Here is a 12,073-nt window from a genome sequence, read left to right as displayed (position 1 = left end):
GGTTGGGAGCAACCCCGCGGGCGACGGACGGGACGAAGGGCGGGCCGAATCAGCGAGGGTCCAGCGGCGACCTGATGCTGCCGTCGGCAGTGAACAACCTGCTGCCCACCCCGACGGTGTCGGACGCGAACGGCACAGGACTGCACGGGTCGGGGGCACCGGACTTGCGCACGACGGTCAGCCTGCTTCCGACGCCGACGGCACGGGACGAGAAGGGCCCGAACCAGCGCGGCGACGCGACGTGCCTGCACGGGGCGCTGATCCCGACCCCGCTCGCTGCGGACGCGGGCCCGAGGGGCGGAACGACCGGCTACGGCCTGAGGGACTGGTCGAAAGCCATGTCGACTGGCGCGAGTACGAGCCGGCGATCCGCCGCTGGGAAGCCAGCCTCGGACGACCCGCCCCCGAACCCACCGTCGTCGGCTCCCGTGGCGGACGAGCCCTGAACCCCCGGCTCGTCGAGTGGCTGATGGGACTGCCCGAGGGCTGGGTGTGCGACGTGCCCGGCCTGTCCCGCAACCAGATGCTGCGCCTGCTGGGCAACGGCGTCGTCCCTCAGCAGGGAGCAGCCGCCCTGCACTTCCTCCTGGCCGACCAGCTCTCCCTCAACCCGCTGCACCAACCGACCCCCGCGGAGGTGAGCGCATGAGCACGTGTGACACCACCATCCCCATCGACCGCAGCATGTGCAACGCACCCCGCCACGGCACCGTGCTCGCCTACAACGACTACGGCTGCCGCTGCCCCGACTCCCGCACACTCGCGACCCGCTACCGCCGCGACATCCGCAACGGCACCCACACCCCCCAGCGCACCCACAGCGCCGGAACCGGGCGCCGCCTGCGAGCGCTCGCCGCCATCGGTTGGCCGTCCACCCTCCTCGCCGACCGACTCGGCTGCACCTTCGAATGGGTCGGCCAACTTCAGCGAGAGGTCAACGCCCAGGTCCACCTCACCACCGCCCAGCGTGTCGCTGCGCTCTACGACGAACTCGCCGACATCCCCGGGCCGTCCGATCGTGCCCGCGGCCACGCCGCCCGCGCCGGCTGGGACGCCCCCGACGCCTGGTGGTACGCCGACATCGACGACCCCAACGCCCAACCCGACCGACTCCACCCCGACCCCGACGACGTGGACGAGGTCGTCGTCGAACGCCTCATCACCGGCGAACACCACAACCCCCGCGCCGCCACCCACGCCGAACGCCAAGCCGCCGCGCGCATCATGCGCGACCGCGGCTTCACCCACACCCGCATCTGCCGCCTGCTCGACATCGCACATGGCACCGCCTACCGGCTCCTCGCCGCATAACCCAGGGAGGACGCCACCACCATGACGCCGCTGCCGCCCGAACCCGACAACGAGGATGTCGTCCACCTGCCGCCGCAGGACCGCCAAGCCGAAATGTTCCTCCTCGGCGCCATGCTCACCAGCCCCACCGCGGTCACCGAGGCCGCCGCGATCCTCACCGCCGACGGCAGCGACTTCTACCTCCCCGCCCACCAAGTCATCTACCGCGCCATCCTCGACGTCCACGGTGACGGGATCACCGCCGATCCCGTCACCGTCAACCTCGCCGTACTCGACCGCCTCGACACCGACGCCCTCAAGCGCATCGGCGGCGGCCCCTACCTGCACACCCTGCAGGCCACCCCGCACAACGTCGTCAACGCCCGCCAGTACGCCACCAGCATCGCCGACAAGGCCACCCTGCGCAGGGTCGCCGCCACCACCCAACGCCTCACCGACATCGTCGCCCGCGGCCACGCCGGAGACGACCTCGAAGACCTCTTCGGCGAGATCCGCACCCTCATCGACGGCGCCGAACACCGCCGCGCCGGCGTCCGCGTCGAAGACCGCTACGCCAACGGCGCCTCGTTCATCCTCGACAGCCCCCGCGACGTACCCGCCGTGTGGGGCAAAGGCGACGACGTCCTGTGGGCCGAAGGCGAAGCGCTCATGATCTGCGGCGGCAACGGCGTCGGCAAGACCACCATCGCCATCCAGGTGCTCCGCGCGCGCCTCGGACTCGACCACGAGGTGCTCGGGCTGCCCGTGCAGCCCACCGAGTCCCGAGTCCTGTACCTCGCCATGGACCGTCCACGCCAGATCCAACGCGCCATGCAGCGCCGCTTCACCGAGGAAGACCGCGACATCCTCGAGAACTACCTCGAGTTCTGGGAAGGACCACCGCTCGCGGACATGGCACTGCAGACGACCCTGCTGCTGCAGATGTGCGAGCAGGCCGGCGCCGACACGGTGTTCATCGACAGCCTGAAGGACGCCGCCATCGGCCTGGTCAAGGACGAGATCGGCGCCGGGTACAACCGCGCCCGCCAGACCGCGCTCGCCGCGGGCGTACAGGTGATCGAGCTGCACCACATGGTGAAGCGGGGCGCCAACGGCGGCGACCCCGACAGCATCGCCGACATCTACGGCTCCGCCTGGCTCACCGGCGGCGCCGGCAGCGTCATCCACCTCGCCGGGCAGCCCGGCGACCCTGTGGTGCGCATGCGGCACATGAAGCAGCCGTTGGACGAAGTCGGGCCGTGGAACGTGCTCCACGACCACCGCACCGGCCGCTCCAGCATCCAGCACGACGACATCGACCCGCTCGTCATCCTCCGCAACGAGGGCCTGCAGGGGCTCAGCGCGAAGCGCCTCGCGGAAGTCATCTCCGGCGGGTCGACTGTCAAGCCCGCGGACGTCCAGAAGGCCCGCCGCAAGCTCGAAAAGCTCGTCGAGGCGGGGCTTGCGAACCGGGTCGAGGTCACCGCCGGCGCGCCGGTCGTGTACTTCGCGCGGGCGCTGATGGACGAAGAAGATCGATGACCACCGATCAACCCGTCACCCGTTTGGCGGATCACGCGGAGGCTCACGCACCTCACGCGAAAAGCAGAAACCGCAGGTCAGAGGCACACAAGGAGGGTCACGCACGACCCTCACGCCGTGAGGGGTCACGCGAGGCTCACGGGGGTCACGCTCACAGCATTTCCGCAGGTCACAGCTTCACGCGGAGGCTCACGGGGGTCACGCGGCCAACCCCTCACGCTTTTCCCCCTCCCTTTAGGGAGGGGAAAGCGGGGGGTGAGGGGGGGTTGCTGTCGTGTCGAGTGGACAGCGGGAAGCGAGCGGCAACGCACTGATCCACAACCAGCAGGTTGAATACGAAGTTCGTTCGGGTTGATCGCCGACACGGCCCGAAATCCCGTCTTGTGCACATGACACTTCATGACATACGCTGGACGTGCGAACACCACACCCCCGAACTCCGGGAGCAGGACATGAACGACACCCAGCAGCCGACGAGCCTCGCCCAGGTCGTCCGCCAGCACCTCGCCCAGCAGGGCATCACCGCCGTGAACGTCGTCGGCCGCGATGACGACAGCGTCGTCATCTCCCCGACCAGCGCCGTGCTGACGTCCCGCCAGATCCTCACCGCGCTCCTCAACGCCGACATCGACTGCGGCGAGATCGAGCACCAGCCGTCCGCCGACCGCGTGGTGGTGTGGCCGTGACGACGTCCAGCACCGGGCGCATGGCCGGCCAGGTCGCCCGCCGCGCCGCGAACCGCACCGACGGCCGCGCCGTCACCACCCGCACCGCCAAGCGCGCCGAGCGCCACCAGGTGCGCGCCGAGATCGCCGCCGAGCTGGCCGCACTGAAGCTGGTGACGGTCTGATGGGCGCCGAGCCGACGATCGGCGAGCAGATCGATGCGATGCAGTTCGACACGTGCACCGACTGCGGCGGAAGCGGCTGCTTCCAGTGCAACGGCGAGGGAGTCGTCCCCCGGAGCGCTGACCGATGATGCCGAAGCCGGAGAACCTCGCCGCGATCCGCGCCGACGACGCCCTGCTCGACGCCGTCGGCGGCCGCGACCGTGACCGTGACCAGGCCCGCGAGGCGGGCCGCAGCAGCGGCCAGCTCGGCGCGATGCTCGCCGACTGGGCCGACGAGATCGACCGCGGCACCTCGCCCCGATGAGCACCGGCGACCTGGTCGACCTGGCGGGCCTGCGTGAGGCCCGCCGGGTCCGGCAGCTGGAGCTGGAGAATACCGCGCTGCGCGCCCAGCTCGCCGCGGTCATCGACACCGTCGCGAACGAGACCGCGCTGGCCGCGTCGCTCGCCGCCGACGAGCCGCTCACCGAGCAGCAGCTGGCCGGCGAAGCCGAGCGGGCACGCCGCCACCTGATGCGGGTCGCGTTGCGGGCGACCCACCGCACCACCAAGCCGACGGGTGGCACGCCGTGACGACGACGCACCGGCGTGCCGCCCGCCCCCACACCACCCGTCCGGGAGAGACCATGCACACCACCACCGACCTGCCGCAGCTGCTGCGCGCTGCCGCCGACTACGTGTCCGCCAACCAGCTCGACACCGCGCGTATCTACGTCGCGTTCGGCGAGACCCGCATCGACCTCGGCAGCGGGTTCCCGCTCGACCGGTACATCACGCTCGCCACCCAGCTCACCAGCCAGCAGATCGGCGGGTTCCGGCTCAGCGAGTTCGCCGAGTTCGTGCACATCCACGCGAGCGGCACGATCAACGGCAACCCGCTGCGGCTGGTCGTGCTGGTCGACGCTCCGCTGGCCCTGTCGGTCGTCGGCGAGCTGAAGGACACGCACGCCGGTCGGTTCGCGACGGTCACCGTTGACCAGCTCCGCGCCCTGGCCACCGCGCTCGAGCCCGTTGTCGCGGTGGCGTGATGGGCAAGGCGAAGCGCAAGGCCAAGAAGTCCAGGCCCGTTGAGGTCACGGTCGTCGTGTGCGTCTGCGTCGGCTGCCCGTGCCGGATGGCGGCGTCCACCGGGAACACCCGATGACCGCCGCGCTGGTCGACCTGATCGCCGCCGAGCTGGACGAGCGCGGCGACGCCGCCACCTCGCTCCACGCCGAGCAGCAGGTGGACGGCTACCGCGCCTGGCTCGACACCGGCCGCGACCTCGTCGGGCTCGCCATCCAACTGGAGATCGACGTGCCGCCCCTGCGGCTGGTGGCCCTGCCCAGCGCGACCAGCTTCATCGCCCGCGCCAACGCCGTCCGCCACAACCGCGACCTGATCACCGCCTGGCTGGAGCGGGAGACCGACCCGCCCATCGAGCGGATCGTGCGCGGCGCGGGCGGCCCGTACCCCGAGTACGCGCTGATCGAGCCGAACGCCTGCCGCTACTGCGACCTGCCCAAGAACGGCCACTACACCAGCGGCTCCTCGCTGGTCGGCCTGCACACGTGGGTGGAGCCCACCGACCAGATGCGGCTGACGCGGATGCGCGCCCGCCGCGCCGCCAAGACCGTCGCCTGACCCGCCGCCCGGCCCGGCGCGCTTCCCCCGCGCCGGGCCCCACGCCCCGAAGGACCAGCCCGTCATGACGAACCCGCCCGTCGACCCGCTCATCGACCAGGCCACCGCCACCTTCCGCGACATCGTCACCCGCCACGTCGACCACTACCGCCACGTCTCCGCCACCCGCACCAGCGAGCAGGCGCAGGTCGACTTCATCGCCTACCTGCGCGCCTCCGATCGCACGCCGGAATGGATGGCCGCCTGCCTCACCGCCGCCGTCGCCCACATCGCCGCGTCGCCCACCGACGAGGATCTGCAGCACGAGCTGCGGATGCGCCAGCAGGACTACGACCGCACGCGTGACGCGCTGCTGCCGATCCTCGCCGAGCACCCGCTGACCCGCGACGAGGTGGCCGGCTACGACCAGGCCAGGCTGCGCGCCGGGTGGCTCGCCAAGCAGGCCGCCGAGCTGCTGCGCACCTTGCTCGACCTGCCGGTCGAGGCCCGGCAGAAGGACGAGGAGTTGGAGGAGTGGCGCACCGGTGTGCGTCGTCTCCCCGCCTCCCGGGACAGCGAGACCGCGATCCGCGAGATCAGCGAAGCCATCCCCCCGGCCTACACCCGCTGGATCGGCGCTCGGCTGCTCGCCCACGTCCGCTCTACCGCCGCTGCCGCGGCGTGAGGAGACCCCCGATGACCCGACACGACACCACCGGAGCTCAGCGGATGCACTACTCCGACGACACCCTGACCTTGCTCGTCGGGGACGCGGTCGAGCAGTTGCGCACCCTGCCGGACGGGGCCGTGAACTGTGTGGTGACCTCGCCGCCGTACTTCGGCCTGCGCGACTACGGAGGCCTCCACGGCCAGATCGGGCTGGAGTCCTCGCCTGCCGAGTACGTCGCCGCGCTGGGCGCGGTGTTCGCAGAGGTGCACCGCGTGCTCGCCGACGACGGCACGCTGTGGCTCAACCTCGGCGACTCCTACGCCTACCCGCCCGGGTCGTCCGGCACGCAGGGCTCGACCGGTCAGCGCGCCGACCGCACGTTCACCGCCGCAGGACTCCGCGGCACCCGATCCCTGCCGCCGAAGAATTTGCTCGGCATCCCGTGGCGCGTCGCGTTCGCACTCCAGGACGCGGGCTGGGTGTTGCGGTCCGAGATCGTGTGGGCCAAGCGCAACATTATGCCCGAGGCCGTGAAGGACCGGCCGACCCGCGCACACGAGCAGGTGTTCCTGCTGACCAAAGGGCCGCGCTACTGGTACGACGCCGAGGCGATCCGCGAGGAGTCCGACCCGGCGCAGGAGGCGCACAACCAGCGCTACGCCCGCGAGTACCAGGCCCATACCGCCCGCGCCGCCGAGACCGGGCAGCCGGGCAACGTCAACTCGGTCGGCGTGCACTCCAGGCCGGGCAAGGGCGGACGCAACGCCCGCTCCGTGTGGACGATCAGCTCCACCCCGCTGAAGGAAGCGCACTTCGCCACCTTCCCCGCCGAGCTGCCGCGCCGCTGCATTGCCGCGGGCTGCAAGCCGGACGGTGTGGTGCTCGACCCGTTCAGCGGCGCGGGCACTACGGCGATGGCCGCCCAGCAGTTGGGTCGGCGAGCGATCGGCATCGACCTCAACCCCGCCTACCACGACATCGCGCTGCGTCGCATGGCCGACGCGCCCCTCCCGTTCGGAGAGACCGCATGACCCTCACCAACCCCCCAGCAGAGCGACCCGACGATGAGGCGGCTTCGCCAAGCGTTGTGACCGCGGGCGACCTCGGCAAGCGCCACTTCGGCTGGCGAATCGTCGTCGCTGGCGACGAGATCGAGCTGGCTGGCATGCGTGCATACGTGGACACCGACGGCGCGGACGTCGTGGCACTCGTAGATCGCAATCGAGGCGAACTGCCCTCCGCGTTCATCGGCACAGAGCGTGTCTATCCCCGATCTGCTCCCTGCGTACTGAAGAGGCTGGTTCGCGGCTCAAGGAGGCGGTCCCGGTGACCGACTCCACTCCGCCCGCCGTGACCCCGGTGGCCGTGCTGTGCGGCTCCGTCACCCGAGCCGTCACCGCTCTGGACGCCGCCGAGCGCTGGTACCGGGGGCAGGGCTACACCGTGCACAAGCCGGTCCGGAACGACGGCGTCGCGTTCCAGCTGCACGTGGACCGCTGGTACCAGCTCATCGACGCCGCCGACCTCGTCGTGGTGTGCACGATGCAGGGCGACTACGTGGGCGAGCAGACCAGGCGCGAGGCCGAGCGGGCGTTCGCCGCCGACATCCCGGTGCACCAGTGGGTGGAGTCCTCCCCGTCCCCGGTCGGGGTAGAGGACACCAGCAGTCTGCTCGACCAGATCATCAGCGAGTACAGCCACGCCTGCCCGCACTGCCCGGCCGACCAACCGGAGTGGGTCGTCGGCGAGGCGGAGGTGCGCACGATCGTCGAGCGCCACCACGGCGACCTCGTGGTGCGGAACGCGGTGCTCCGCTCCGAGCGGGACGCGCTGGCCCGGATGCTGCGAGGGATGGCCCGGCGTGCGGTGAGCTATCGGCAGGGCTGGTCCGAGACCTTGAAGGACTGGGCCGAAGAGGACCAGGAGAACGTTGCCGCCCTGCGCGCCCGTGTCTCCGGTGCCCACACCATCCCCGACGACGCAGCGGAGACGGTGGCCAAGCGCCTGTTGCAGTTCCAGGCCCGCGTCACCCCGGACCGCGCCGACCGGATGTGGACGCGCGACCTGGACGACGTGGACCGCGAAGGGTGGCTCAATCACGCCCGCGCGCTGCTGGCCGACCTCGGGTCCACCCCTGCCACGGACCCGACCCCCGCACCGGCCGAACTGGCTCGCTGGGTGCGGTGGCTGTGCGACGCCTACGGCCCGGCCGAGGTGGCGGCAGCGGTGCAACAGACGGACCCGAAACCCGCGGCAGCGGACGGGCCGCAGCCGAAGCGCAGCGAGTGGCTCTGCCCGAACTGCAAGAAGCCGCCGACGCCGTTCGGTGACGACCAGGACTGGATGTGCGACGAGCACAAGTCCGCTTCGCCCGCCGCGCCGCAGGCCCCGGCGCAGCCGACCGTCTGCCCGGACTGCCACGAGACGGCCCCGGCCCACAAGACGTGGTGCATCAAGATCGTCAAGCCGATGACTTCCTCCTCCGCCCCCACCCCGCCTCAAGCCGAGGAAGGAGAAACCCGGTGACCACACCGCAGCCCCGCCGCGTCGTCCTCTGCGGCAGCCTCAACCGCCACAACGACCTCCTCATCGCCGCCGCCCGCCACTACCGCGCACACGGCGACCAGGTCCACGTCCCGGAACGCGACATCACCCGCTCCGCCGCCGAACACGCCCGCCGCTGGTACCGGCTCATCGACAACGCCGACCTCGTCGTCATCGTCACCGACCCCAGCGGCTACCTCGGCGACCAGACCACCCGCGAGAAGCAGCACGCCGAACAGCGCGGCGTGCCGGTCGTCGTCGAACGCTGGCTGCCCGCCACCCGCGCACCGATCAGCGGCGACCTCGTGTCGTGGCCCGCGATCTACGCCGCCGCCGGCCGCGCCTACGAAGCGTGGGCCGCCGAGATCACCCCCACGCCCGAGCCGTGGAACGACTACGTGCAGCGCGTCCCCCGGGCGTCGCTGCGCTGGATCAAGGTCGCGCTCGCCGCGCTCGCCGACCCGGCGAACCCGGACTCGGAGCGGCTGACCGCGCTGGCCGACCTCGCGGGCATCGCCACCGGCGAGGGGGTACAGCGGTGACCGACTTCGCCCGCCTCGAACGCGAGCTGCACGACCAGCAGCGGCCCGCGATCCTCGCCCAGCACGCCCGCCTGTCCAAGAACGGCCGGCCCGAGGTGTGCACGCCCAGCCGCGCCGAGCTGTCCGGCGAGCAGCGGCGCAGGGAAGGCAAAGGCAGCGACGGCAAGGTCATCTACGACACCGTCGCCGACGCGCGCGCCGCCGCCCGCAAGCTCGAAGCGATCGGCGCCAGACCCATGATCGCCTACCCGTGCCGCCGGTCCAGGCACGGCCACTACCACCTCAAGACCGACAAGCACCGCGCCGAAGGCAGCGACCGATGACCACGCCCCGCGAGCCCCAGTACCCGCTCGACGCCGCCTGCCGCGGCCTCAAACCCGACCAGCTCGAAGCGTTCTTCGGCGACGACGGCGAGCGCCGCAAGCCCGTGCCGCTGCGGGTGCAGGCCGCCGCGCGCCGCTACTGCGCCCACTGCCCCGTGCGCCGCGAGTGCGGCGACCGCGCCGACGAGCGGCGCGACGAGGGCCTGTGGGGCGGGGTGTGGCGGTGGCGGGAGAACAACAGCACCGGCGCCTACCAGCGGCACCCGCTGGTGTCCGATGACGGGACCACGACAACCACCCGGCCGGCGCTGCCGGTGCGGCGGCACGTGAAGAAGCTCGTCAACAGCGGCTGGACCCGCGTCGACATCGCCCGTGCCGCGGGTGTGCACCGCGACACGGTCACCGCGCTGCTCGCTGCCGAGTCGCCGCGGCTGCACGCCGCTGTGGCCGACGCACTGCTCGCGGTGCGCGGCAAGGCGCCCGCGAAGGAGAAGGCCAGTGCCTGACACCACTGCCAGCAAGGCGCTCATCGCCGCGTTGACCCGCCACTACACCGGCGGGCCCGGCCACCGCGACGAGGACTCGCACGCCTTGTACACCGAGCTGACAGCCCCGGGCTCCACCCGCCGCGCCGACCTGGTCGCCGTGTCGCTGTGGGGCAGCCGCGGCTTGTCGATCGACGTGCACGAGATCAAGGTGAGCCGCAGCGACTGGCTCGCCGAGCTGGCGCAGCCGTCCAAGGCGGACGCCTGGTGGCCGCACTCGTCCCGGTTCTGGGTCGTCGTGCCGAGCCCCACGATCGTGAAGACCAGCGAGCTGCCCGCGGGCTGGGGGCTCATGGTGCCCAGCACCAAGTCGAACGCCCGCAAGATGACCGTGGTCGTGGACGCCGCTGCGCGGCAGCCCGAGATCCCGCTGGAGCTGCTGGCGACGTTCCTGCGCCGCGACCGGAACGACGCCGCACCGCGGCTGGCCCGGGCACGGCAGGAAGCCCGGAACGAGGGCTACCGGCAGGGGCGTGAGCACGAGACGCAGCGGCAGCTGCTGGAGGCTGGCGGGCTCAGCCCGGAACAGCAGGCTCGGATGTCCACGCTGGAGCACGTCGAGCGGCTGCTGGGCGGGAAGCTCGGCTGGGCGCACGGCGTCGACCCGCGGGACGCGGCTGAGGCGTTGGCGTTCGTGCGCGCCGCGCGGAAGCTGCCCGGCCAGTACGACCTGAACAACGCCGAGCGGCTCGCCCAATCCCTCTCGAACGCGGTCACGGAGATCCGTGCGTTGCTGCCCGCGCTCGCTCTCGACGACAGGAAGGCCGGCTGATGCCCACCCTCACCACCCCAGCGGGCTTGCTGCGGTTCCAGGACGACGACCGGGTCATCGCCCCGCACGTCGCCGCCACCGGCACCTGGGAGCCGGACGAGGCCGACCGCATCACCGAGCTGCTGTGGGCGCGGCCCGGCTGGTTCGTTGACCTCGGCGCGCACGTCGGCTACCACTCCGCCGTCCAGCTGGCCCGCCTGTCCAACATCCAGGTGCTGGCGGTCGAGGCCAACCCGACGGTCGGTCGGCTGCTCGCGGACAACCTGCGGTCCTGGGGGCGGCGGGCCCGGGTCTTGTGCTGCGCCGCCTGGTGCGACTCGACCAGCACGCTGACCGTCCGGCAGCACGAGGCGGGTAACGGCGGCGATTGGCGGGTGGGCCACCGCCGCGGCCACGACGAGTTGCTGGTGCCGTGCATCAAGGTTGACGACCTGGCGCACACCTACATCGGCCGCGAGGGGCGCGTGTCGGTCATCAAGTCGGACCTGCAGGGCCGCGACCACATCGCGTTGCACGGCGCGACCGGCACGCTCGCGCTGGACCGGCCCGACGTGCTTGCCGAGTTCGACACGGCGATGATCCGCGACGCGCCGCGCGTCGACTGGGTGCGCACCCCGCTGGACGTCGCCGCCTGGTACCAGCGAATGCACTACGTGCTGCGCGCGGTCGACGGCACCGTGTTCGAGCACCCCGTCGAGCTGGTGAACTACTCGACCGAGCAGCCGGGCGGCACCACCACGGTGTGGCTGCAGCCGACGGAGAGGGCAGGACGATGAGCTACGTGACCGGGCTCGACCTGAGCCTCACCGGCAGCGGCGTCGCCACCATCACCCGCGGCAGCATCGGACACACCACGGTCGACACCCAGGTGATCGGAAGCAAACCCGCCAAGGAGCCCACCTTGGCCGACCGCGACCACCGACTCACTACGCTGGCCGACCGCGTGGTCGACCACGCCCGCGGCGCGCAGCTGGTCGTCGTCGAAGGCCCGAGCCTCGGCAGCACCGGCCGGCACGGGCACGTGTGGGACCGGGCCGCCCTGTGGTGGACGGTCGTGCACCGCCTGCTGGCTCTGGAAGTGCCGGTGGTGGAATTGCCGCCCGCCGTGCGGGCCCGCTGGGCGACGGGGAAGGGCAACGCGGGCAAGACCGCGGTGGCGGTGGCGGTGGCCCGTATGTGGCCGGACGTGGCGATCCCGGACGACAACGCGGCCGACGCGCTGGCGCTCGCCACGATCGCGGCGCAGCAGCTTGGCTGGGTCAACCAGCTCGCCCGTCACCGGGACGCGCTCACCACCGTGCGCTGGCCCGTTGCGGCGTGACTTCTCGTTTCGCCACCTGATCTGAGGCTGCGGTTACCCCTCCTCGTGCCGCGGCCTCGTCGGGCTCTGGTT

Annotated in this window: 19 protein-coding genes; all 19 read left to right on the top strand. The window is 71.7% G+C overall.

Annotated elements, in window-relative coordinates; genetic code table 11:
• Positions 1 to 469: 469 nt before the first annotated feature.
• The 19 genes from ACFXGA_RS06375 to ACFXGA_RS06285 all read left to right on the top strand — a co-directional run bounded on the left by ACFXGA_RS06375 (position 470) and on the right by ACFXGA_RS06285 (position 12,001).
• Positions 470 to 649, top strand: a complete 180-nt coding sequence (locus ACFXGA_RS06375) for a hypothetical protein (protein WP_378084827.1) — start codon at positions 470 to 472, stop codon at positions 647 to 649.
• Positions 646 to 1,311, top strand: coding sequence for a hypothetical protein (locus tag ACFXGA_RS06370; RefSeq protein ID WP_378084826.1), 666 nt, complete (start codon positions 646 to 648; stop codon positions 1,309 to 1,311). The genes ACFXGA_RS06375 and ACFXGA_RS06370 overlap by 4 nt, the downstream gene beginning before the upstream one ends.
• Positions 1,312 to 1,332: 21 nt before the next feature.
• Entirely contained in the window at positions 1,333 to 2,832 is a 1,500-nt protein-coding gene (locus ACFXGA_RS06365; protein ID WP_378084825.1) for a DnaB-like helicase N-terminal domain-containing protein, read from the top strand.
• A 452-nt stretch (positions 2,833 to 3,284) separates the two neighbouring features.
• Positions 3,285 to 3,518: a hypothetical protein gene (locus ACFXGA_RS06360; protein ID WP_378084824.1), complete on the top strand. Its 234-nt coding sequence runs from the start codon at positions 3,285 to 3,287 to the stop codon at positions 3,516 to 3,518.
• A complete protein-coding gene (locus ACFXGA_RS06355) occupies positions 3,515 to 3,682 on the top strand; it encodes a hypothetical protein (RefSeq protein WP_378084823.1) in 168 nt (55 codons plus the stop codon). The genes ACFXGA_RS06360 and ACFXGA_RS06355 overlap by 4 nt, the downstream gene beginning before the upstream one ends.
• 124 nt (positions 3,683 to 3,806) lie before the next feature.
• Positions 3,807 to 3,986: an anti-sigma-D factor RsdA gene (locus ACFXGA_RS06350; protein ID WP_378084822.1), complete on the top strand. Its 180-nt coding sequence runs from the start codon at positions 3,807 to 3,809 to the stop codon at positions 3,984 to 3,986.
• Positions 3,983 to 4,255 carry a hypothetical protein gene (locus ACFXGA_RS06345; RefSeq protein ID WP_378084821.1) on the top strand — a complete coding sequence of 91 codons (273 nt, stop codon included), beginning with the start codon at positions 3,983 to 3,985 and terminating at the stop codon, positions 4,253 to 4,255. Before ACFXGA_RS06350 ends, ACFXGA_RS06345 begins: the two co-directional genes overlap by 4 nt.
• Before the next feature lie 53 nt (positions 4,256 to 4,308).
• A complete protein-coding gene (locus ACFXGA_RS06340; RefSeq protein ID WP_378084820.1) occupies positions 4,309 to 4,710 on the top strand; it encodes a hypothetical protein in 402 nt (133 codons plus the stop codon).
• Positions 4,711 to 4,822: 112 nt separating this feature from the next.
• Positions 4,823 to 5,305 carry a hypothetical protein gene (locus ACFXGA_RS06335; protein ID WP_378084819.1) on the top strand — a complete coding sequence of 161 codons (483 nt, stop codon included), beginning with the start codon at positions 4,823 to 4,825 and terminating at the stop codon, positions 5,303 to 5,305.
• A gap of 64 nt (positions 5,306 to 5,369) precedes the next feature.
• On the top strand, positions 5,370 to 5,969 hold the full coding sequence (locus ACFXGA_RS06330; RefSeq protein ID WP_378084818.1) for a hypothetical protein: 600 nt from the start codon (positions 5,370 to 5,372) through the stop codon (positions 5,967 to 5,969).
• Positions 5,970 to 5,980: 11 nt separating this feature from the next.
• Positions 5,981 to 6,985 carry a DNA-methyltransferase gene (locus tag ACFXGA_RS06325; RefSeq protein ID WP_378084817.1) on the top strand — a complete coding sequence of 335 codons (1,005 nt, stop codon included), beginning with the start codon at positions 5,981 to 5,983 and terminating at the stop codon, positions 6,983 to 6,985.
• Positions 6,982 to 7,284, top strand: coding sequence for a hypothetical protein (locus ACFXGA_RS06320; protein ID WP_378084816.1), 303 nt, complete (start codon positions 6,982 to 6,984; stop codon positions 7,282 to 7,284). Before ACFXGA_RS06325 ends, ACFXGA_RS06320 begins: the two co-directional genes overlap by 4 nt.
• Positions 7,281 to 8,480 (top strand): hypothetical protein, encoded by a 1,200-nt coding sequence (locus ACFXGA_RS06315; RefSeq protein WP_378084815.1) that lies wholly within the window; start codon positions 7,281 to 7,283, stop codon positions 8,478 to 8,480. The genes ACFXGA_RS06320 and ACFXGA_RS06315 overlap by 4 nt, the downstream gene beginning before the upstream one ends.
• Positions 8,477 to 9,040 carry a hypothetical protein gene (locus ACFXGA_RS06310; protein WP_378084814.1) on the top strand — a complete coding sequence of 188 codons (564 nt, stop codon included), beginning with the start codon at positions 8,477 to 8,479 and terminating at the stop codon, positions 9,038 to 9,040. Before ACFXGA_RS06315 ends, ACFXGA_RS06310 begins: the two co-directional genes overlap by 4 nt.
• Complete coding sequence (locus tag ACFXGA_RS06305; protein WP_378084813.1) at positions 9,037 to 9,363, top strand: hypothetical protein; 327 nt, start codon at positions 9,037 to 9,039, stop codon at positions 9,361 to 9,363. Before ACFXGA_RS06310 ends, ACFXGA_RS06305 begins: the two co-directional genes overlap by 4 nt.
• Complete coding sequence (locus tag ACFXGA_RS06300) at positions 9,360 to 9,869, top strand: WhiB family transcriptional regulator (protein ID WP_378084812.1); 510 nt, start codon at positions 9,360 to 9,362, stop codon at positions 9,867 to 9,869. The genes ACFXGA_RS06305 and ACFXGA_RS06300 overlap by 4 nt, the downstream gene beginning before the upstream one ends.
• Positions 9,862 to 10,680, top strand: a complete 819-nt coding sequence (locus ACFXGA_RS06295) for a hypothetical protein (RefSeq protein WP_378084811.1) — start codon at positions 9,862 to 9,864, stop codon at positions 10,678 to 10,680. The genes ACFXGA_RS06300 and ACFXGA_RS06295 overlap by 8 nt, the downstream gene beginning before the upstream one ends.
• The gene (locus ACFXGA_RS06290) at positions 10,680 to 11,456 is read left to right on the top strand and encodes an FkbM family methyltransferase (RefSeq protein WP_378084810.1); all 777 of its coding nucleotides are present in this window, start codon (positions 10,680 to 10,682) and stop codon (positions 11,454 to 11,456) included. The genes ACFXGA_RS06295 and ACFXGA_RS06290 overlap by 1 nt, the downstream gene beginning before the upstream one ends.
• Positions 11,453 to 12,001, top strand: a complete 549-nt coding sequence (locus ACFXGA_RS06285) for a hypothetical protein (RefSeq protein ID WP_378084809.1) — start codon at positions 11,453 to 11,455, stop codon at positions 11,999 to 12,001. Before ACFXGA_RS06290 ends, ACFXGA_RS06285 begins: the two co-directional genes overlap by 4 nt.
• Positions 12,002 to 12,073: the final 72 nt, after the last annotated feature.

Source organism: Actinosynnema sp. NPDC059335, from assembly GCF_042752395.1.
Lineage (GTDB): Bacteria > Actinomycetota > Actinomycetes > Mycobacteriales > Pseudonocardiaceae > Actinosynnema.
Note: the sequence above shows the minus strand (reverse complement) of the source record. Positions and strands in the feature narration are given on the sequence as shown.